This is a genomic window from Streptomyces sp. NPDC016640, assembly GCF_043076215.1.
In the GTDB taxonomy this organism is placed as follows: Bacteria; Actinomycetota; Actinomycetes; order Streptomycetales; family Streptomycetaceae; genus Streptomyces.
Genome location: NZ_JBIBRG010000001.1, coordinates 598398 through 617173, shown reverse-complemented (window position 1 = coordinate 617173; position 18776 = coordinate 598398). Strand labels below are relative to the sequence as shown.

Here is an 18776-nt window from a genome sequence, read left to right as displayed (position 1 = left end):
TCGGGAAGTCCGGTGTGCCGCGCGGTGCGGCACGAGTGGGCGCGCCGGCTGTCCGGGGCGTGTGTGCTGTGTGATCCGTGTGATCCGTGTGTTTCAGGGGGTTCGATCAACGACGTCTGCGGATGGTTGTCCTGAATCTCACGGAATTTTTATGTGAGGTGGATCACGATCAAGCGGTGATCACCGCTGTCGTGCGCTCGGCGGCCTACCACCGCCGGGAGGAAGTGCGCGATCCCGTGCCGGAGCAGCCGTCCGAAGAACCCGGACCGCAGTCCTCCTCCCTCCCGGACGACGTGTGGGAGAAGTGCGTCCGGGACGGTGAGCGCGACGCGGGATATCCGACGACGGCTGCCGGGAGGGCGACGGCGTGATCCGCCCGCAGTTCTTCGCCGACCGGCGGACCGGTCCCGAGCCGTCCGGGAAGGCGCACGATCCGTACGACCGCAGCAGGGAGCTGACGGGGGCCGAGGACGACGAGGAGTGCGGCGTCGTGACCCCCGTACCCGAGGCCGGCGCGTCCGGCCGCCTCGGGTGCGGGTCCGATCGACGGCATGCGTCGGATCGACGGCATGCGTCCGGCCCACGGCATGCGTCGGATCGACGGCAGGTGAAGGGCCCGGCGGTGCGGAGCCGCAGGGCCCTGGTACCGCGAACGCGGATTCAGATCCTCCCCCGGCACAGCTCCAGCAGGGTCATCGCGAGCGTGGTGCCCGGCTTGCCCAGCGCGTCCCTGAAGCGGGCCAGGATCTCCATCTCGCGGGAGAGGTTCACGCGCCGGCCGCCGGAGGCGATCCGCTCCTTCTGGATGACGGCCGACACGGCCATCCGTTCCTGCACCAGGCCGATGATCCGGTCGTCGAGCGCGTCGATCCGCTCGCGGGCACCGGTGATCAGCCCGGCGGCCTCGGTGGTGCGTGCGCCGGTCTTCTCGGTCGACTCCGTCGTGGTGGCGGTCATGCCGGGGCTCCTCGGTGGGTGATTGACGGGTGCGGTGCCCGGAGCGGCAAGATCCGGATGGAAACGGCAGGCGCCCCGGACCTTGTCGGCCCGGGGCGCCTGGGAAGTCGCTTGTCAGTTGCTCAAGCAGCACGACCATGGCAGCCGGCGGGCCGGTTGCCATAGGTAAAGAGGAAGGTCGGGTGCGTGAGCATGCGGCCAGTATGCCCGGCCGTCCGCGCGTCTCCCGCACGGATCACATGGTGAGACGCGGTCCCGGCGGGACACGTGTCTCCGCCCGGCTCCGCCCGCCGTCCGCTCCGGCCGGGACGTGCGCCGTCACCGTCTCGGTAGAATCGGGAGGGACAAGACCCCCGCCCCACCGCCGGAAGGCACCTCGTGTCATCAGCGTCTCCCGCTGCCCACGCGCCCGACACCGTCCTGGTCGTCGACTTCGGCGCGCAGTACGCCCAGCTCATCGCCCGTCGCGTCCGCGAGGCGCGGGTCTACAGCGAGATCGTGCCCAGCACCATGCCGGTCGCGGAGATCCTCGCCAAGAACCCGGCGGCGATCATCCTCTCCGGCGGTCCCTCGTCCGTGTACGAGGAGGGCGCCCCCCGCCTCGACCGCGAGCTCTTCGAGGCCGGCGTCCCCGTCTTCGGCATGTGCTACGGCTTCCAGCTCATGGCACAGAGCCTGGGCGGCCAGGTGGACAACACCGGTGCGCGTGAGTACGGCCGTACGGATCTGCACGTCTCCAGGACGTCCTCCACCCTCTTCGAGGGCACCCCGGACGAGCAGGCGGTCTGGATGTCGCACGGCGACGCCTGCTCCGCCGCCCCCGAGGGCTTCACCGTCACCGCCTCCACGGACGTCGTCCCGGTCGCCGCCTTCGAGAACGACGACAAGAAGCTCTACGGCGTCCAGTACCACCCCGAGGTGATGCACTCCACGCACGGACAGCAGGTGCTGGAGCACTTCCTGTACCGGGGCGCGGGCCTGACCCCGGACTGGACCACCGGCAACGTCATCGACGAGCAGGTCACCGCCATCCGGGAGCTGGTCGGCGACAAGCGCGCCATCTGCGGCCTGTCCGGAGGCGTCGACTCCGCCGTCGCCGCCGCCCTGGTGCAGAAGGCCATCGGCTCCCAGCTGACCTGCGTGTACGTCGACCACGGCCTGATGCGCAAGGGCGAGACCGAGCAGGTCGAGAAGGACTTCGTGGCCGCGACCGGCGTCCAGCTGAAGGTCGTGGACGCGCAGGAGCGGTTCCTGACCGCGCTCAAGGGCGTCTCGGACCCCGAGGAGAAGCGGAAGATCATCGGCCGCGAGTTCATCCGGGTCTTCGAGCAGGCCCAGGCCGAGATCATCGCGGACGAGGGCCCGGCGGTGGAGTTCCTGGTGCAGGGCACCCTCTACCCGGACGTCGTCGAGTCCGGCGGCGGCACCGGCACCGCCAACATCAAGTCCCACCACAACGTGGGCGGGCTCCCCGAGGACCTCGAGTTCAAGCTGATCGAGCCGCTGCGCAAGCTGTTCAAGGACGAGGTCCGGATGGTCGGCCAGGAGCTCGGCCTGCCCGAGGAGATCGTCCACCGCCAGCCGTTCCCCGGCCCGGGCCTCGGCATCCGCATCGTCGGCGAGGTGACCAAGGAGCGGCTCGACCTGCTCCGCGACGCCGACGCCATCGCCCGCGCGGAGCTGACCGCGGCCGGTCTCGACCGGGACATCTGGCAGTGCCCGGTCGTCCTGCTCGCCGACGTGCGCTCCGTGGGTGTCCAGGGCGACGGCCGGACCTACGGCCACCCGATCGTCCTGCGGCCCGTCTCGTCCGAGGACGCCATGACCGCCGACTGGTCGCGGCTGCCGTACGACGTCCTCGCGAAGATCTCGACCCGCATCACCAACGAGGTGCGCGACGTCAACCGCGTCGTCCTCGACGTCACCTCCAAGCCGCCGGGCACCATCGAGTGGGAGTAGTCCCCGGTCCGGTAGTCCCCGGTCCGCGGGCCCTCACGTCCGCCTGAGGGTACGCACCGGCCCTCCGGGCTTCCAGACCTGGACGACGAGATACGCGTCGTCCTCGACGTGGGTCCGTACGACCTCCGTCAGCTCGGTGCGGAAGAGGTGGAACGGCTCCGGCGGTTCCACCTCTTCGGCGTACGCGCTCCTGGTCCCCGCGTCCTCGACCTCGATCGCCCGCCCGCTGATCCGGACGTCGCCGCCGCCCATCCCCGTGCCCTCGCCGGGGTTCGCCTGGAGCGCGAAGCGCGGGTCGCGGCGCAGGTCGAGCGCCTTGAGCGAGTGCGGCATCATGCCGAGCCACAGCTCGCCGTTCAGGAACCGCACCTCCAGGCCGGTGGTGCGCGGTGAGCCGTCCTTGCGCAGGGTCGCGAGGACGTGGTGGGTGTACGCGCCGAAGCGCTCCTCGACGGTCTTCGCCAGATCGGGCTCGGCCGCGGTGAAGGCCTCCCAGTTCATCTCCATGGACCGAGTGTGGCGCGGATACCGGACATCTTGTGTCGGGTATCCGTCCCGCCCTCCGGATGGAGCAGCGGGCGCGGGCCCCGTCGTCCCGCCCGTCCCCTCCCGCACCGCTTTCTTCAAGGAGGAGGACTGCCGCCCGGGACGGTGACCTGCTCGGCCCGATCACCCGGGAGAGCTGTGCCTTCCACGAGTCCTCATCGGTCACCGGCGGGCGGCGGCGACACGGGAGCAGCCGGGCGGGGACCTGGTGGCGTGGATCAACCACCGGCCGATGGGGCAGGACATCGGCCGCAGCGAGCCGGATCTGCTGTGCTGGCCCGGATCCGCCGGGCCGTCCGCCGGGCCGTCCGCCGGGCCGGCCGGAGCCGGGCCGGGGGAGCGGGCGGTCCGGGACGCCGTGTTTCCGGGGCGCCGTCAACATGACGCCCCGAAGTTCACTCGACCTGACCGGGCCTGCCGGACGGGAAGGGGCCGGGTAGGGCACAATTCGTCGTCGTCACGCGGGAGTTGCGTGGTGATCGTCGGCGGTGGCCGTGGTCGTGAAGGTGTGACGGTGGGGAAGGCGGGCTTCGGGCGTGGCGGTGCAGGAGGCGGGGCGGCGCGCGGATGCGGGCGCGCACGAGGGCGGCTGTACCTGCGGGGACTGTCCGCACGGGGCGCGTGAGGGGCATCGGCGCGCGGTCGCCGCGTTCCTGCTGAAGCGGGACGAGTTCGCGGCCGGGCAGGGGGTGCCGGCCGCCGTCGCCCACTCGGCCTCCGCCTCCCGGCAGTGGGTGTCGGAGGAGCTGACGCAGGCGGCGGAGGCCGTCGCCGAACGGTGCCGGGCCGAGGGCACGGCGTGGCTGGCGCGGCTGTGGCGGCGGACCGCGGTCGTGGTGTGGGCGGGTGTCGTCTCGCTGCTCCTCGGGCAGGCGCTCACGGCGGTCGGCGCGGGGTGGACCGCCGCGCGCTCCGCCGGGTTGCTGGCCGCGCTGCTGGTGGCCGGCGCGCTGACCGCCGCGTCGTGGCTCCACCGGGCGCGCGGCGGCGCGTTGGCGCCGGTGATCGGGGAGGACAACCGCCTCTCCACGTCCCGTGCGGTGGCCGCGTCCTGGGTTCTCTTCCTGGCGTTCGCGGTGCTCGTGCTGGTGGGACGGCTGGCGGCCGCGTCCGGGAACCGGGAGCGTGACGCGCTGATCGCCGGCCTCGAACTCGCCCGCGGCGCCGGTGTGGTGACCGTGCTGGCCGTGGTGTGCGGAATCGCCGTGCTGGTCCGGCGGGTGGTCGGGCTGCGGGTACAGGGACAGCGGCTGCAGAAGGTGCGCGCGTACCGGCCCAGGGCGGCGGACCTGCTGACCGACGACGCGGGCCGGGGGAGTTTCGCCGACATCCAGTACGTCGTGATCAGCGGCGTCGCCCTGGCGTTCGCGGCGGTGCGGCTGGCGCGGCGGCCGGACCAGCTGCCGGATCTGCCGTGGGGACTCGCGGTGGTGGTGCTGGTGTCGGCGGCGACGTATCTCGCGGGGAAGTACGCCGAGGGCGGGCGCCCGGTGATCCTGTCGGTGGTGCGGGCGCGGGAGCCCGGTGATCTGGACGCGCCCATCCGGACCGGCGACGACATCGAGATCCGCGGGGCCGGGTTCGTGCCGGCCGGGGCGCAGGGGGCCGACCGGCTGTCGCGGATGGTGGTCCGCGTGGGAGCGGTGCATGTGCATGTGCCGTTGGTTCCGGTGACGGGCGGGTTCGACAACCCGACGGACGCTCTGCTGACGGTGCCGGTGCCGGCGGACGTGGAGCCGGGGCGGGTCGAGGTGCAGGTCGTCACCGCGGCGGGGGTGGAGACGAACCGGTATGCGATCGACGTGACGGAGTAGGCGGCGCCACGGCCGAAACCCGCGCGTGTGCCGACGCGGTCCCGAAGAAATACCCCGGCGGCAGGATTGAGCCGGGCCCGACTGCCGTACGTATGGTCCTGTCGGGGAGTGCCGGTACCGCGGTGAGAGGTGGCAGGCAGCGATGACTCACGGTATGCGTGCGGACAGGTACTCCCCGCACTCCGGCGGCGACGACGGGTGGCGGGGCACCGCCGGCCGCTACGCCCTGCTGCCGCTGCGGATCTTCCTCGGGGTCACCTTCCTCTACGCCGGCCTCGACAAACTCACGGACAGCGCGTTCCTGAAGGACTCCGGGGCCGGGTCGATCGGTGACCTGATGCGGGGCGTTCGCGATTCCTCCGCCGTTCCCGCACTGGTCGACCTGGCGTTGGAGAACCCGGTCGGATTCGGTTACGCCATCGCCTTCGGGGAGCTGGCCGTCGGAATCGGGACCCTGCTCGGTCTGCTCGCCCGGCCGGCCGCCCTGGGCGGTGCGCTGATCTCCCTCAGCCTGTGGCTGACCGTGAGCTGGGCCGCCGATCCCTACTACTACGGCAATGACCTCCCGTACCTCATGGGCTGGATCCCGCTGGTGCTGGCCGGGGCCCCGCTGTTGTCCGTGGACGCCGCCCTTCGTGCGCGGCGGCGGCAGCGGACGGGGCAGTACCGGTAGACCGTCGTCAGGCCACCGGGTCCGCGTCGGCCTCCCGGGGCTTCCTCCTGGCCCGGCGGCGGCGTACACCGGCGGTCACGGCGCCCACCGCGCCGGCCAGACAGAGGCCGCCCGCGACGACGAGGATCACCACGAACCACGGTGTCTCCCAGGAGCCACCGGCGTCACCGGCGTAGATCACCCCGGCGAGGGCGAGGAAGGCGCCGGCGACCAGCTTGCCCGGCTGGAACTCATGACGTAGCACGGCTCACCTCCGCCTGTCCCGCGCCGACCTGGAGCTCGAGGTCCAGCGTGCCCGCCCTCCCGACGCCGGCGGGTGGTTCCAGGGTCACCTCCCTGTGCTTGCCCGGAGCCACGTCCACGTCCTTCTGCTTGTCGCCCGGCAACTGGATGTCGCCCATCCCCACGTCGATGATCAGCCTCACGGTCACGTCCCTGGGCACGATCACATGGATCCGGCCCAGGCCGACATCGGCCCGCGTCGAGACGGTCCCGTCCCCGGGCACGCGTATCGCGGACAGGTCCAATACGCCGCTTCCCGTGCCCACCTCGTACGCCGGGCGTATCCGCTCGGCCGAGGTGGGCTTCCAGCTCGTGCGCGTCCAGTCGGTGCCGATGTCCCCGGGGACGGCGGCCGAGCCGGCGAGCAGGCCCGCCGTGACGACCGCCAGGACGATGGATCCCGCCCCGGTGCGGCCGAGGAACGCGCTGAGGGCCACACCGAAGCCGAAGACGGCGAGCGCGCAGGCGAGACCGGTCTGCAGACTGGTGCCGAGCGGCTGTCCCTCCCAGGTCAGACCGGTGCCGAGGCCGCCCGCGAGCAGGGCGAGCAGGAAGATCCAGCCGCCGATCCGGCGAGGGCCGCGCGGCTTCGGCGGCCGGGAGCCCGGCGCGTGGCCGCGGGCGCCGGAGTGGGTGCCGAGGCTGATGTTGACGGCGGCGGCGATGTCCGCGTCGGGGGACTCCCGGGGGCCCCACAGATAGCCCGTGCCGCCGATGTGCGTACCGTCCTTGACGATGGGGTCACGCCACCACGAGGGGAAGCCGGTGGCCACCGGCGGCGCCTGGGGTTCCGGCGGCGCGTCGGCGACGGCCTGGGCGGCGATGTGGTCGGGGCCGGGGACGCCGCGCCGCCGTGACCAGTACCCGGCGCCGGCGAGCAGCAGGGACAGTATGACGGCGAAGCTCAGCACGCCGTCGTTGCTCAGCATGGTGAGGAAGACGCCGCAGCCGACCAGCGCGAACAGCACGGCCGTCAGGGTGTGGCCGTCGACGCGGCCGGTCAGCAGCCTGCGGACCTCGTTCTCCTCGTCGTCGTCGTAGGGGACGAAGAGCCAGGCGAACCCGTAGAAGATGAGGCCGATGCCGCCGGTGGCGGACAGGACCGCGAGCGTGATCCGGAAGATCACCGGGTCCATGTCGCACTGCCGTCCCAGCCCGGCGCACACCCCGCCGAGCATCTTGTGCCGGCGGTCGCGACGGAAGCGGTCGCCGGCTTCGCCCGGGCCGGCCTCGCCGGCCCGGTCCGGCCGCGGGGCGGTCGCTCCCTCCTCCTCGTGCGCGCCCGTGCCCCCGTGCGCGCGAGCCGGGTCCGCGTCGGGCACGGCATCCCGTGGTCCGGCGCCCTCATGGGCGCGCGGGCCGGAGCCGGGCCCCGGACCCGTCGCGGCGTGCTGGTGATCGGTCATGGGTCCATGGTGACGGGCGGGCCGCCGCGGCGGCAGCCGGTACGACCCTGGCCGGACCCTGATATCGGGCCCGGAGCGGGCCGGGGGAGCGTTCGACCGGCCTGCCCGGCGCGGATCAGGGGAGTCTCCGGGGCGGACCCTGATGCTCCGGCATCCCGGGCGTGTGACCATCGTTGGCATGTCGGAAGCCGCAGCAGCGCCACTCGCCGAGCCGCGGCCGCCGCGCAAGCTCTACCGCAGCAGTGACGGACGCTGGCTCGGTGGTGCGGCGCGGGGGCTCGCCGGGCATCTCGGGCTGCCCGTGATCTGGGTGCGTCTGGTCTTCGTCGGCCTGTTCATGGCCGACGGTCTCGGCGCGCTGCTGTACGCGGCGTTCTGGTTCTTCGTACCGCTGGGTGTCGGCGGCGTGGACGCGCAGCGGCCGCCCTCGCTGGTGACGACCGAGTCCTCGCCGGACGGCCGGCGCAGACTCGTCACCCGCAGACCGGACAAGGGTCAGATCGTCGCCCTGCTGCTCATGGTCGTGGTGGCCATGATCTTCGTGGGCAATGTGAACCTGAGCAACGGCGCCAAGGCCTACCTCTGGCCGACCGTGCTGGTCGGTGCGGGTGTCGCCCTGGTCTGGCGGCAGGCCGACAACGCCCGCCGGGCCCGCTGGATGGAGGTGGGCCGGCGCCGCCGGACGGTCACGCTGCTGCGGGCCGTGGCCGGTGTCCTGCTGGTGACGGCGGGCGTCTCGGGCATCTTCGTCCTGCGGGGCTCCGGCAGCCACCTCGGCTCGGTGCTCCAGGCCGCTCTCGCGGTCCTCGTCGGCATCACGCTCCTCGCCGGCCCCTACCTCGTGCGCATGACACAGGACCTCTCCGAGGAGCGTCTGATGCGCATCCGGGCCCAGGAACGCGCGGAGGTCGCCGCCCATGTCCACGACTCGGTGCTGCACACCCTCACCCTGATCCAGCGCAACGCGGACAACGCGGGCGAGGTGCGCCGCCTGGCCCGGGCCCAGGAACGCGACCTGCGCGCCTGGCTCTACAAACCGGAGGGCAACGGGAAGGACGAGGACGACGAGCCCACCACCCTCGCCGACGCCGTGCGGCGCAACGCGGCCGAGGTGGAGGACCAGCACGGCGTCCCCATCGAGGTCGTCGTGGTGGGCGACTGCCCGCTCGACGAGAGGATCGGCGCGCAGATGCAGGCCGCGCGCGAAGCGATGGTCAACGCCGCCAAGTACGGTGGCGAGGGAGGCGCGGTTCAGGTCTACGCCGAAGTCGAGGGGAAGACGGTCTTCGTGTCCGTCCGGGACCGCGGTCCCGGCTTCGACCTCGATTCCATACCCGCCGACCGCATGGGCGTCAGAGAATCGATCATCGGCCGCATGGAGCGCAACGACGGTACGGCGCGGTTGCGCGCGGTGCCGGGCGGCGGCACGGAGGTCGAGCTGGAGATGGAGAGGGCGGAGAAGACGTCATGAGCGAGCCGACCGAGGCGAACGGAACGACGGGACCGGGACGGGGGGCCGGTCCCGCGGAGTCGGCGGGCGGCGCCGGGCGCCATGTGCGGGTCGTCCTCGTCGACGATCACCGCATGTTCCGCACGGGCGTCCAGGCCGAGATCGGGCAGACCGGGCAGACGGGTGTCGAGGTGGTCGGTGAGGCAGCCGACGTCGACCAGGCGGTCACGGTCATCACCGCCACCCGGCCCGAGGTGGTCCTGCTCGACGTGCACCTGCCCGGCGGCGGCGGTGTCGAAGTGCTGCGCCGCTGCGCCCCGCTGATGAGCGACGCCGAGCGGCCGGTCCGCTTCCTGGCCCTGTCCGTCTCGGACGCGGCGGAGGACGTGATCGGTGTGATCCGGGGCGGTGCCCGCGGATACGTGACCAAGACGATCACCGGGACCGACCTGGTCGACTCGGTCTTCCGGGTCCAGGAGGGGGACGCGGTCTTCTCGCCCCGGCTGGCCGGCTTCGTCCTGGACGCGTTCGCCTCGACGGACGCCCCACCGCTCGACGAGGACCTCGACCGCCTGACCCAGCGCGAGCGGGAGGTACTGCGGCTGATCGCCCGGGGTTACGCGTACAAGGAGATCGCCAAGCAGCTGTTCATCTCCGTGAAGACGGTCGAGTCCCACGTCTCGGCGGTGCTGCGCAAGCTCCAGCTGTCCAACCGCCACGAACTGACCCGCTGGGCGACGGCACGACGGCTGGTGTGAGCCGGGGCCTCGCGAGGGCCGCTCAGGTCACCCGCGTGGCACCCGCGAACGGCATCTCGTCGAGGGGGGCCACGCGCACCGGCGCCGAGGGGTTCGGGGCGTGGATCATCCGGCCGTCGCCGACGTAGATGCCGACGTGACTGATGCCCGAGTAGAAGAACACCAGGTCACCGGGGAGCAGTTCGGAGCGCGGGATGCGGCGGCCGGCGTCGATCTGGGCGTAGGTCGTGCGGGGCAGGGAGACGCCGGCGGAGCGGTACGCGGCCTGGATCAGGCCCGAGCAGTCGAAGGCGTCGGGACCGGTCGCTCCCCAGACGTAGGGGCTGCCGAGCTTCCGGTAGGCGTAGGAGACGGCCTGTGCGGCGCGGGGACCGGGGGCCGCCGGGGAGGTGACCGGGCCGGGGGCCGCCGGCCCGTCCCGGTGGCCCTGCGAGGAGCGCGAGGTGCCCTCGCCGAGCCCCGCGCGCCGCTCGGGTGGCAGCCGGGACAGCAGCCGGCGCGCGGCGGTCAGCTTGCCGGTGATCGTCGTCCTGTGCCGCTTCAGCTCGGCCCGGCGGGACGTCAGCGAGGTCACCTCGATGCGCGCGGCTCCCCGCAGCCGCTCGATCTCCCGGAGCTGGCTGCGGACGCGCCCCACCGCCGCCTTCCGGCGGCTGCCCACCCGTTCGGCGAGCGCGGCGCCGTCCAGGTAGCCGTCCGGGTCCTCGGAGAGGACGAGTTGCAGCGCCGGATCCAGGCCGCCACCGCGGTACTGCGCCGCCGCGACCGAACCCAGCGCGGCGCGTGCGGAGGCGAGCCGGTCCTCGCGGCGCGCCCGCTCGTCCTGCAGGGCGCGCAGCCGCCGCCGGGCGGACTCCGCCCTCTCCTGCGCGCCGTTGTACTTCTCGGTGGCCGCCTCCGCCTCCCGGTACAGCCGGTCGGCATCGGCCCTGACCCGGTCCGGTGTCGGCTGGGGTTCGGCGTGCCCCGACCCGTCGAAGCCGGCCGCGGTGGCCGCGCCGGCGAGGGCGATGGTGGCGGCCGTACGGGCCGTGGTGCCGCCCGCCGGGCGCTGCCGGGACCTGCGGTGCGCTGCCACTTGGCCTCCCGTCCTTTCCGACGACCGCCCGGAGTGGAGGGCCGGTCACCTGCTGCAGGACGCTAGGTCCGGCCGCGCGGTCCCGGTAACGGGTTGTGCGGAACTGGTGCGTCCGGACCGCTGGGTGACCGTAAGCGACCGTGATCGCGTTCCTGTCTCGTCCTCTTCACTCGGATTCACTCGGATTCGCTCCGATTCGCTCGGAGCCATGACCGATGTGGTGAAGGAGGGAAGGGGGAGGGCACCGCAGTGCCATGGGGCGGACGTGGCTAGGCTCCGGCCCCATGGACGTACTCATCCACCTTTTCGTCGGTCTGCACATCATCGGCATCGCGTCGCTCCTCGGCGGTTTCCTCACCCAGCTGAGGGCGATGGGCGCGGGCACCGCCCGCTTCAGCCCCGCGATGCTGCACGGCGCGCTGACGATGCTGGTCACCGGTGTGATCCTGGTCGGCCTCAACCAGGCCGACGACCAGCCGGTCGACAACATCAAGATCGGCGTGAAGCTGGCCCTGCTGATCGTGATCCTCGGCCTGGTCTATGTGAAGCGGGACGAGGAGAAGGCCGACAAGGGCCTGTTCGGCCTGGTCGGCCTGCTGACCACGGCGAACGTCTTCATCGCGGTGCTGTGGACCTGACTCCTCCCCCGTACGGGTCCCGTACGGGTCAGGCCGGGCGCACCACGCTGTGGATCGAGGACTCGCCGTCGTAGTAGACCGACTCCTCGCGGACGTACGTGCCGGGCTTCGGCGCGTGGATCATCATGCCGTTGCCGATGTAGACGCCCACGTGGGTGACGTCGTCGTAGAAGAAGACCAGGTCGCCGGGCCGGGCCTGGGAGAGGGGGACCGTCGTGCCCGCCTCGACCTGGTCGTAGGTCGTGCGCGGGAGGGTGACGCCGGCCGCCTTCCAGGCGCCCTGGGTGAGGCCGGAGCAGTCGTAGGAGTCGGGGCCGGTGGCACCCCAGACGTACGGCTTGCCGATCTGCGCGCGGGCGAAGGCGAGGGCCTTCTCGGCCTGGGTGGCGTACGAGGAGTCCGCCGGGGGCGCGGTGACCGGGCCGGAGGACTCCGAGGTGCCGGGGGCACCTGAGCCCCCCGAGGTGCCGCTCTCCTGCTGTGCGGCCTCCTCCTGGGCCTTCTGCTGCTCCGTCTGCTGCCGGGCGAGCTCGGCCGCCCTGCGCGCGGCCTCCTCCCGCTTCTCCTTCTCGGCCGCCGCGAGCCGCGCCTTCTCCTCGGCGGTCAGCCTCGACATCAGCTCGCGCGCGTCGGTGAGCTTCCTCTGGACGGTGGCCTTGGCCGTCTTCAGGTCGCCCTGGGACTCGGAGAGCGTCTCGAGGCTCTCGGTGGCCTCCCGGCGCTTCTCCATCGTCTCGGACTGCAGGGTGACGTAGTCGTCGACGGCGTCCTTCTGACGGCCGGTCATCCGGTCCATCAGCCGGTTCTGGTCGAAGATGTCCTGCGGCGAGTCGGCGAGCAGGAAGGTCGCGGTGTCGGGGAGGGCGGTGCCGGTCCGGTACTGGGCGGCGGCGAAGGAACCCAGCTTCTCCCGGGCCTCGTTGAGGTTCTGGGTGCGCTCGGCCACGTCGTCGAGGAGGGTGCCGACGCGCTTGCGCTGCTTCGCGGTCTTCTCCTTGGCCGCGTTGTACTTCTCGGTCGCCGACTCCGCCTGGCGGTAGAGATCGTCGACCTTCTTCTCGACCTCCTCCAGGCTCGGCCTGCCGTCGTCCGAGGGGGCGGCGTCGGCGGTCTGGGACAGCAGGGCCACGGAGGTCAGCGCGGCCGTGGCGAGGGCCGGGGTCCGTATGCCTGCCACGCGCGGGCCGGGGATGCGCGACTTGCGGTGCGACGCCAAGGGAGGCGACTCCTTCCAAAGCTCCGCCTACCGGGTGAGCGGTGGGGGTCCCCCAGGCCGGTCAGGTATCGGGGGAGGGTTCGGGCGGCTGCTTGGAAGGGTTGCCCTACGGCCGCTCCGCGAGGGAGCGGGCCGATTCACCCCATGGTCTCGGTGGGTCCCCGGCTCCGGCTGCCGCGGGGGCGGCGACGGACTCGGCGGAGGCCGCACGGCCCGGCGAGGTTCGCCGGTGGGGGTCGAGCGGCCCGCCCGCACCGTAGCCAACTCGTGTGGCCCCTGTGAAGGTTGGTGGGTGATATGCCCGATACATTTTCGTGACCTTGCCGGAGGTGTCACCAAGGGTGAGGGGGCGGTGCTGGAGGGTGAGTGGCGCCGGTGGCCGGGCCGGTCGCGGGGAGTGCGCCGGAATCCGGGGATGTTCCCGGGGCGGGCCCGGATTGTCGGTGGGGCACCCTAGACTCGGAGAGCGATGAGCAGCCTCTTTGACGACAGCTTCCTGGCGGACCTCCAGGCCCAGCGGGGCCCCGCGGACGAACCCCCGCCGCCACCCGAGGACGATCATGTGCCGGAGCCCCTTCCGGACGATCTGTTCGGCGGAAGGTTCGACGTGCCGCCGGACCGGGACGCGTACTACCGCGACGGTGCCCCGCGCCCGGTGATCGATGCCGCCGCGCTGCTGGAAGGGCTGAACGACAACCAGCGCGCCGCCGTCGTGCACTCCGGCTCCCCGCTGCTCATCGTGGCCGGCGCCGGCTCCGGCAAGACGCGTGTGCTCACCCACCGCATCGCCCACCTGCTCGCCGAGCGGGGCGTCCACCCCGGCCAGATCCTCGCGATCACCTTCACCAACAAGGCCGCCGGCGAGATGAAGGAGCGCGTCGAGCATCTCGTCGGCCCGCGCGCCAACGCGATGTGGGTGATGACCTTCCACAGCGCCTGCGTGCGCATCCTGCGCCGCGAGAGCAAGAAACTCGGCTTCACCTCGTCGTTCTCGATCTACGACGCCGCCGACTCCAAGCGCCTGATGGCCCTCGTCTGCCGCGACCTGGACCTGGACCCCAAGCGCTTCCCGCCGAAGTCCTTCAGCGCCAAGATCAGCAATCTGAAGAACGAGCTGATCGACGAGGAGGACTTCGCCGCCCGGGCCGCCGACGGTTTCGAGAAGACCCTCGCCCAGGCCTACGCCCTCTACCAGTCGCGTCTGCGCGAGGCGAACGCCCTCGACTTCGACGACCTGATCATGACGACGGTCAACCTGCTGCGTGCCTTCCCGGACGTCGCCGAGCACTACCGCCGACGCTTCCGGCATGTCCTCGTCGACGAGTACCAGGACACCAACCACGCCCAGTACGCCCTGGTCAGGGAGCTCGTCGGCAGCTCGGAGCACCCCGTCGGCGTGCCGCCGGAGACCGAGGTCCCGCCCGCCGAACTGTGCGTGGTGGGCGACGCCGACCAGTCGATCTACGCCTTCCGCGGCGCGACGATCCGCAACATCCTCCAGTTCGAGGAGGACTACCCGGACGCGACCACGATCCTGCTGGAGCAGAACTACCGCTCCACCCAGACCATCCTGAGCGCCGCCAACGCCGTCATCGAACGCAACGAGTCCCGCCGCCCCAAGAACCTGTGGACCAACGCCGGCACCGGCGCCCGGATCACCGGGTACGTCGCGGACACCGAGCACGACGAGGCGCAGTTCGTCGCCGACGAGATAGACCGCCTGGTCGACGCCGGCGAGGCCAGGGCCGGTGACGTCGCCGTCTTCTACCGCACCAACGCCCAGTCCCGTGTCTTCGAGGAGATCTTCATCCGGGTCGGCCTGCCCTACAAGGTCGTCGGCGGCGTCCGCTTCTACGAGCGCAAGGAGGTCCGGGACGTCCTGGCCTACCTGCGGGTGCTCGCCAATCCCGAGGACTCGGTGCCGCTGCGCCGCATCCTCAACGTGCCCAAGCGGGGCATCGGCGACCGCGCGGAGGCCATGATCGACGCCCTCGCGCAGCGCGAGAGGATCAGCTTCCCGCAGGCGCTGAAGCGCGTCGACGAGGCGTACGGCATGGCGGCCCGGTCGGCGAACGCCGTGAAGCGGTTCAACACGCTGATGGAGGACCTCCGTACGGTCGTCGAGTCCGGGGCGGGCCCGGCGACGGTCCTGGAGGCGATCCTCGAACGCACCGGCTACCTGGCCGAGTTGCAGGCCTCCACCGACCCGCAGGACGAGACCCGGATCGAGAACCTGCAGGAACTCGCGGCGGTGGCGCTTGAGTTCGAACAGGAGCGCGAGGCAACCGCGGCCACGTCAGGGGCCGGCGCCCCGGGGGGCACGCTGGCGGACTTCCTGGAACGGGTCGCACTCGTCGCCGACTCCGACCAGATCCCCGACGAGGAGGACGGCTCCGGAGTCATCACCCTGATGACCCTGCACACCGCCAAGGGCCTGGAGTTCCCGGTCGTCTTCCTGACCGGCATGGAGGACGGCGTCTTCCCGCACATGCGCGCCCTCGGCCAGACCAAGGAGCTGGAGGAGGAACGGCGCCTGGCCTACGTCGGCATCACGCGCGCGCGTGAGCGGCTGTACCTCACCAGGTCGACCCTGCGCAGCGCGTGGGGGCAGCCCTCCTACAACCCGCCCTCGCGCTTCCTGGAGGAGATCCCGGCCGCGCACCTGGAGTGGAAGCGGACGGGGGCGAGCGCGCCCGTGTCCTCCGGCCCGGCGTCGGGGGTGGCGGCCTCGCTGTCGTCGTCCCGTTCCCGTTCGTCGGCCTCGGGTGCCTCCGGCTTCGCCACCCGCCGGGCGGGGGAGAAGCCCGTGGTGTCGCTGGCCGTCGGAGACCGGGTCACACACGACCAGTACGGTCTCGGCACCGTGGTCGCGGTGAAGGGCACGGGCGCGAACGCGGAGGCGACGGTCGACTTCGGGGACGTCAAGCCCAAGCGCCTGCTGCTGCGGTACGCGCCGGTGGAGAAGCTGTAGCGGACGAGGGCCGGAGACCGGCCCTCGCGCCGCTCGTCCGCGAGGGTCAGGACGGGTCGAGGCCGTGGCTGCGGAACCAGGCGAGCGGGTCGACCGCCGGGCCGCCGGCGGGCCGGACCTCGAAGTGCAGGTGCGGCCCGGTCGAGTTCCCGGAGTTCCCGGAGAACGCGATCGGATCGCCGGCCTTGACGGTCGTACCGGAGGGAACCTGGTAACTGGAGAGGTGGCAGTACCACGTCTCCGTGCCGTCCATCGCGGTCACGATCATCATGTTGCCGTAGGCGGAGTTGTACTGCGTGCGGACCGTGCCGTCGGTCGCGGCCACCACCGTGGCGCCGTACGAGACGGGGAAGTCGATGCCGGTGTGGACGGACATCCAGTTGATGCCGGACTGGCCGTAGTAGGCGCTGAGGCCGTGCTGGGCGACGGGCAGCGCGAACTTCGGGCGCAGCCGCTCCTTGCGGGCCGCCTCCTCCGCCGCCCGCTTGCGCTCGGCCTCCTGCTGCGCCTTGAGGTCGATGCGCTCCTGGGTGCGGCTGGCCCGGTCGGCGAAGTCGTCGGCGCCGGCGGCGAGGCTCTCCAGCTGGGTGTCCAGCTTGATGTTGGCGGTGGACGGCTGCACGGGCTGGGCGTCCGCCGCGGTCGTCGCCGTGTCCTGGCCGCCGTCTTCGGTCAGATCGCCGACCGAGGCCGCCGCGATACCGGCGACGCCCATCACGCACGCCGAGGGTACGGCCACCGTCAGCAGCGCGGAGCGCTTGGGGGGCGTACGGCGGCGGGAACGGGATCCGGAGCGCGTCGCCGCGCGCGGCGACGGGGCGGGGACGGTCTCCTCCTGCCCGTCGAGCAGGTGCACCGCGGGCAGCTCACCGGTGTCGGCCGGCTCGCCGTGGACCGGCTCGGCCGCGGCGGGGTCCTCGTATGCGCCCTGCTCGTAGGAGTCGGCCTGCGGCTCGTAGGAGTCGGCCTGCGGCTCGTAGGTGTCGGGCGCGGACGCCTCGGCGGTGTCGCCGCCGTCGAAGTTCCACTGCGTGGCGTCGTAGACACCGCTGTCGAAGGTCTGCGTGCCCCAGTCCCACTGCTGGGTCTGGTCGGCGGGATTCCCGCTCTGGTCGGGCTGGAGCCAGGAACCGGCGTCCCACTGGCCGCTGGTCTCGGGTGAACCGCCCTGCGGGGGGATCACCGCTATCGGCTGGTGCCCGGTGGTCCAGGCGGTCGTGTCGTAGCCGCCGGTGTCGTACGCGGTGGGCTGCTGGGCCGTGTACGCGTCGTAGTGCCCGGTGTCGTGCCCGGTGTCGTGACCGCCGGCCTGCCAGTGCCCGGTGTCGTACGCACCCGTGTCCTGGCCGCTGCCCGGGAGGTCGCCGAAGAGGGGGTCGGTGGCGAAGGTCCCGGTGGTGTGGCCACCGGTGCCGAAGTGCGTGGCGTCGAAACCGGTGGTGTCGTAGCCGCCGTACTGGGCTTCCTGCGTTTCGTACGACGCGTAGGGCGCCGAGGCGGCATCGGAAGCCGGAGCCGGGGCCACGGTCCCCGACGGGTGACGGTCGTTCACCAACTTCTCTTTCGCCTCGACAACAAGGGCTGCCAGAGCAGTGCCGCGACTGTACCCGGCGGTACGCGGGCACGACAATCTTCCGCAGGTTTCGGGTGCGCAGGAAACGGGCATTCGGTCGTCTTTTGGCGGACGGCGGGCACGGTCTTGGCTCTTTGTTCGATAAGCGTTCGAGGTTCTGGGTGAGGCGGCGTCGGCAAGTCGGCCGTGTCGGACCGAAGTTGTCCAGATGTGACGCCGCGATGCTGCCCGTCGCCGGGCGCGGGGGCCGGGCGTGTCGCTCCGCCGGCGTCAGGCCACCGTCAGGCCCGCCGGGCTGCCGGGCTCTCCGGGGCGTGCCGTGTCCAGCGCCTGCCGTATGCCGGTCGCCACGGCCGGGTGCACCGGCAGGGCGAGGTGGCCGACGCCGCTCACCCGCACGTTCTCCGCGGACAGGTCGGGGTGTCCCACGCACGCCGCCTCGAGCGGGTCCATGATGTGGTCGAGGTCACTCCAGAAGGCGACGAAGTGCGTACGGCAGCCGGGTGCGGGCAGGGCCAGTTCCTGCAGTACCGGTGAACCGGGACGCATCTGTCGCACGATCGGGTGCGCGTTGGCCAGCGGCGCGACACGGGTGCCGGAGTGCGGCGTGCCGAGCGTGACGAGCGTCCGCACGCGGGCGTCACCGCCCAGCCGCTGCACGTAGTAGCGCGCGATCAGCCCTCCGAGGCTGTGTCCCACCACGTCCACCCGGCCACTGCCCGTCCGCTCGCACACCTGTTCTATGTGTCGGCCGAGCAGCTCGGCCGCGATACGGATGTCACAGGTCAGCGGCGAGTAGTTGAGCGACTCGATCTGCCGCCTGCCGTGCTGGGCCAGGCTGCGGCGCAGCAGGACGAAGACGGAGCGGTTGTCGATGAAGCCGTGCAGCAGCACGACCGGCGGTTTGGCCTCCGCCGGCAGCCGCGCGGCACCGCCCGGTGCGGGCAGCGCGGGAATCGCGCCCCGTCGTTCCTGGACGATGCCGGCCGGATAGAGCAGGAGGTGGCCCGCCAGGATCGCCAGCTCCAGGGCGGTCGCCTTCAGCAGGGCCAGGGAGAGATCCGCCAGCCGGGCCGGCACGAGACGCCGGCACAGCGGCAGGAAGGGGAGAGCTGCCTGGGTGACCTTCATGGCCGGCCTCCTGTCGGCACACGCGAGGACGGCCTCGTCCCCCGTGTGCCCTCGCGGGACCTCGCTACGAGAGCGGTCGACGGTGCGCGCGGGTGACGGCTGGAGGGGGCGCACCGGCGCGGCGGCCCCGGTACGAATCCCCTGTGCGCATGGTCCCACCGATGCCCGAGTGCCGCACGGGCGCGCGGTGCGCGGGCCGCGGAGCCCGGGGACGCTGCGCGATGAACGTGTCCCACCGTGTGATTTGCCCCTCGCTGCGCACCGTGAAACTGCCGGGTGCGGGATGCTGGGGATAACGTTCGTTCACTTCCTCGGCCGGTTCGG

Annotated in this window: 16 protein-coding genes and 1 pseudogene; 9 read left to right on the top strand and 8 right to left on the bottom strand. The window is 72.1% G+C overall.

What is annotated here, in order from left to right; all coding sequences use genetic code 11:
• The first annotated feature begins 176 nt into the window (after positions 1-176).
• On the top strand, positions 177-371 hold the full coding sequence (locus ACF07S_RS02855) for a hypothetical protein (RefSeq protein ID WP_391961728.1): 195 nt from the start codon (positions 177-179) through the stop codon (positions 369-371).
• A gap of 289 nt (positions 372-660) precedes the next feature.
• On the opposite strand, the gene ACF07S_RS02850 is transcribed toward ACF07S_RS02855, so the two are convergent.
• Positions 661-957 (bottom strand): chorismate mutase, encoded by a 297-nt coding sequence (locus ACF07S_RS02850; protein ID WP_391961727.1) that lies wholly within the window; start codon positions 955-957, stop codon positions 661-663.
• A gap of 378 nt (positions 958-1335) precedes the next feature.
• On the opposite strand from ACF07S_RS02850, the gene guaA reads away from it, so the two are divergent.
• A complete protein-coding gene (gene guaA, locus ACF07S_RS02845; RefSeq protein WP_391961726.1) occupies positions 1336-2916 on the top strand; it encodes a glutamine-hydrolyzing GMP synthase in 1581 nt (526 codons plus the stop codon).
• A gap of 33 nt (positions 2917-2949) precedes the next feature.
• Here the strand turns inward: guaA and ACF07S_RS02840 are convergent, their stop codons facing one another.
• On the bottom strand, positions 2950-3423 hold the full coding sequence (locus ACF07S_RS02840) for a pyridoxamine 5'-phosphate oxidase family protein (RefSeq protein WP_391961725.1): 474 nt from the start codon (positions 3421-3423) through the stop codon (positions 2950-2952).
• Positions 3424-3613: 190 nt separating this feature from the next.
• Here ACF07S_RS02840 and ACF07S_RS02835 point away from each other — a divergent pair.
• From ACF07S_RS02835 to ACF07S_RS02825, 3 genes and pseudogenes are all read left to right on the top strand, one after another.
• Positions 3614-3733, top strand: a pseudogene (locus ACF07S_RS02835) (class II aldolase/adducin family protein); the annotation flags it as partial.
• 265 nt (positions 3734-3998) lie between these two features.
• The gene (locus ACF07S_RS02830; protein WP_391961724.1) at positions 3999-5276 is read left to right on the top strand and encodes a hypothetical protein; all 1278 of its coding nucleotides are present in this window, start codon (positions 3999-4001) and stop codon (positions 5274-5276) included.
• A gap of 142 nt (positions 5277-5418) precedes the next feature.
• Positions 5419-5949: a DoxX family protein gene (locus ACF07S_RS02825; RefSeq protein ID WP_391973275.1), complete on the top strand. Its 531-nt coding sequence runs from the start codon at positions 5419-5421 to the stop codon at positions 5947-5949.
• 7 nt (positions 5950-5956) lie between these two features.
• On the opposite strand, the gene ACF07S_RS02820 is transcribed toward ACF07S_RS02825, so the two are convergent.
• Together ACF07S_RS02820 and ACF07S_RS02815 are read right to left on the bottom strand one after the other, a co-directional pair.
• A complete protein-coding gene (locus ACF07S_RS02820) occupies positions 5957-6193 on the bottom strand; it encodes a hypothetical protein (RefSeq protein ID WP_391973274.1) in 237 nt (78 codons plus the stop codon).
• Positions 6180-7637, bottom strand: coding sequence for a PspC domain-containing protein (locus tag ACF07S_RS02815; protein WP_391973273.1), 1458 nt, complete (start codon positions 7635-7637; stop codon positions 6180-6182). The genes ACF07S_RS02820 and ACF07S_RS02815 overlap by 14 nt, the downstream gene beginning before the upstream one ends.
• A gap of 178 nt (positions 7638-7815) precedes the next feature.
• On the opposite strand from ACF07S_RS02815, the gene ACF07S_RS02810 reads away from it, so the two are divergent.
• The gene (locus tag ACF07S_RS02810; RefSeq protein WP_391961720.1) at positions 7816-9108 is read left to right on the top strand and encodes a PspC domain-containing protein; all 1293 of its coding nucleotides are present in this window, start codon (positions 7816-7818) and stop codon (positions 9106-9108) included.
• Positions 9105-9845, top strand: a complete 741-nt coding sequence (locus tag ACF07S_RS02805) for a LuxR C-terminal-related transcriptional regulator (protein ID WP_391961719.1) — start codon at positions 9105-9107, stop codon at positions 9843-9845. The genes ACF07S_RS02810 and ACF07S_RS02805 overlap by 4 nt, the downstream gene beginning before the upstream one ends.
• 22 nt (positions 9846-9867) lie before the next feature.
• Here ACF07S_RS02805 and ACF07S_RS02800 read toward each other — a convergent pair whose 3' ends face one another.
• Positions 9868-10923, bottom strand: coding sequence for an NlpC/P60 family protein (locus ACF07S_RS02800; protein WP_391973272.1), 1056 nt, complete (start codon positions 10921-10923; stop codon positions 9868-9870).
• A 284-nt stretch (positions 10924-11207) separates the two neighbouring features.
• Between ACF07S_RS02800 and ACF07S_RS02795 the strand changes: the two genes are divergently transcribed.
• Complete coding sequence (locus tag ACF07S_RS02795; protein WP_391961717.1) at positions 11208-11561, top strand: hypothetical protein; 354 nt, start codon at positions 11208-11210, stop codon at positions 11559-11561.
• Between the two features lie 28 nt (positions 11562-11589).
• Here the strand turns inward: ACF07S_RS02795 and ACF07S_RS02790 are convergent, their stop codons facing one another.
• Entirely contained in the window at positions 11590-12777 is a 1188-nt protein-coding gene (locus ACF07S_RS02790; protein WP_391961716.1) for an NlpC/P60 family protein, read from the bottom strand.
• Positions 12778-13246: 469 nt separating this feature from the next.
• Here ACF07S_RS02790 and pcrA point away from each other — a divergent pair, with 469 nt between their 5' ends.
• Complete coding sequence (pcrA, locus tag ACF07S_RS02785; protein WP_391973271.1) at positions 13247-15748, top strand: DNA helicase PcrA; 2502 nt, start codon at positions 13247-13249, stop codon at positions 15746-15748.
• Between the two features lie 46 nt (positions 15749-15794).
• On the opposite strand, the gene ACF07S_RS02780 is transcribed toward pcrA, so the two are convergent.
• Entirely contained in the window at positions 15795-17414 is a 1620-nt protein-coding gene (locus ACF07S_RS02780) for a peptidoglycan DD-metalloendopeptidase family protein (protein WP_391973270.1), read from the bottom strand.
• 177 nt (positions 17415-17591) lie between these two features.
• Positions 17592-18452, bottom strand: a complete 861-nt coding sequence (locus ACF07S_RS02775) for an esterase/lipase family protein (protein WP_391961713.1) — start codon at positions 18450-18452, stop codon at positions 17592-17594.
• Between the last annotated feature and the right edge of the window lie 324 nt (positions 18453-18776).

What these genes read in the sequence shown, in the direction of transcription:
- ACF07S_RS02850 (WP_391961727.1), bottom strand. Translation starts at nt 957, where the DNA reads ATGACCGCCACCACGACGGAGTCGACCGAGAAGACCGGCGCACGCACC.
- ACF07S_RS02840 (WP_391961725.1), bottom strand. Translation starts at nt 3,423, where the DNA reads ATGGAGATGAACTGGGAGGCCTTCACCGCGGCCGAGCCCGATCTGGCG.
- ACF07S_RS02825 (WP_391973275.1), top strand. Translation starts at nt 5,419, where the DNA reads ATGACTCACGGTATGCGTGCGGACAGGTACTCCCCGCACTCCGGCGGC.
- ACF07S_RS02815 (WP_391973273.1), bottom strand. Translation starts at nt 7,637, where the DNA reads ATGACCGATCACCAGCACGCCGCGACGGGTCCGGGGCCCGGCTCCGGC.
- ACF07S_RS02810 (WP_391961720.1), top strand. Translation starts at nt 7,816, where the DNA reads ATGTCGGAAGCCGCAGCAGCGCCACTCGCCGAGCCGCGGCCGCCGCGC.
- ACF07S_RS02805 (WP_391961719.1), top strand. Translation starts at nt 9,105, where the DNA reads ATGAGCGAGCCGACCGAGGCGAACGGAACGACGGGACCGGGACGGGGG.
- ACF07S_RS02795 (WP_391961717.1), top strand. Translation starts at nt 11,208, where the DNA reads ATGGACGTACTCATCCACCTTTTCGTCGGTCTGCACATCATCGGCATC.
- pcrA (WP_391973271.1), top strand. Translation starts at nt 13,247, where the DNA reads ATGAGCAGCCTCTTTGACGACAGCTTCCTGGCGGACCTCCAGGCCCAG.
- ACF07S_RS02780 (WP_391973270.1), bottom strand. Translation starts at nt 17,414, where the DNA reads ATGCCCGTTTCCTGCGCACCCGAAACCTGCGGAAGATTGTCGTGCCCG.
- ACF07S_RS02775 (WP_391961713.1), bottom strand. Translation starts at nt 18,452, where the DNA reads ATGAAGGTCACCCAGGCAGCTCTCCCCTTCCTGCCGCTGTGCCGGCGT.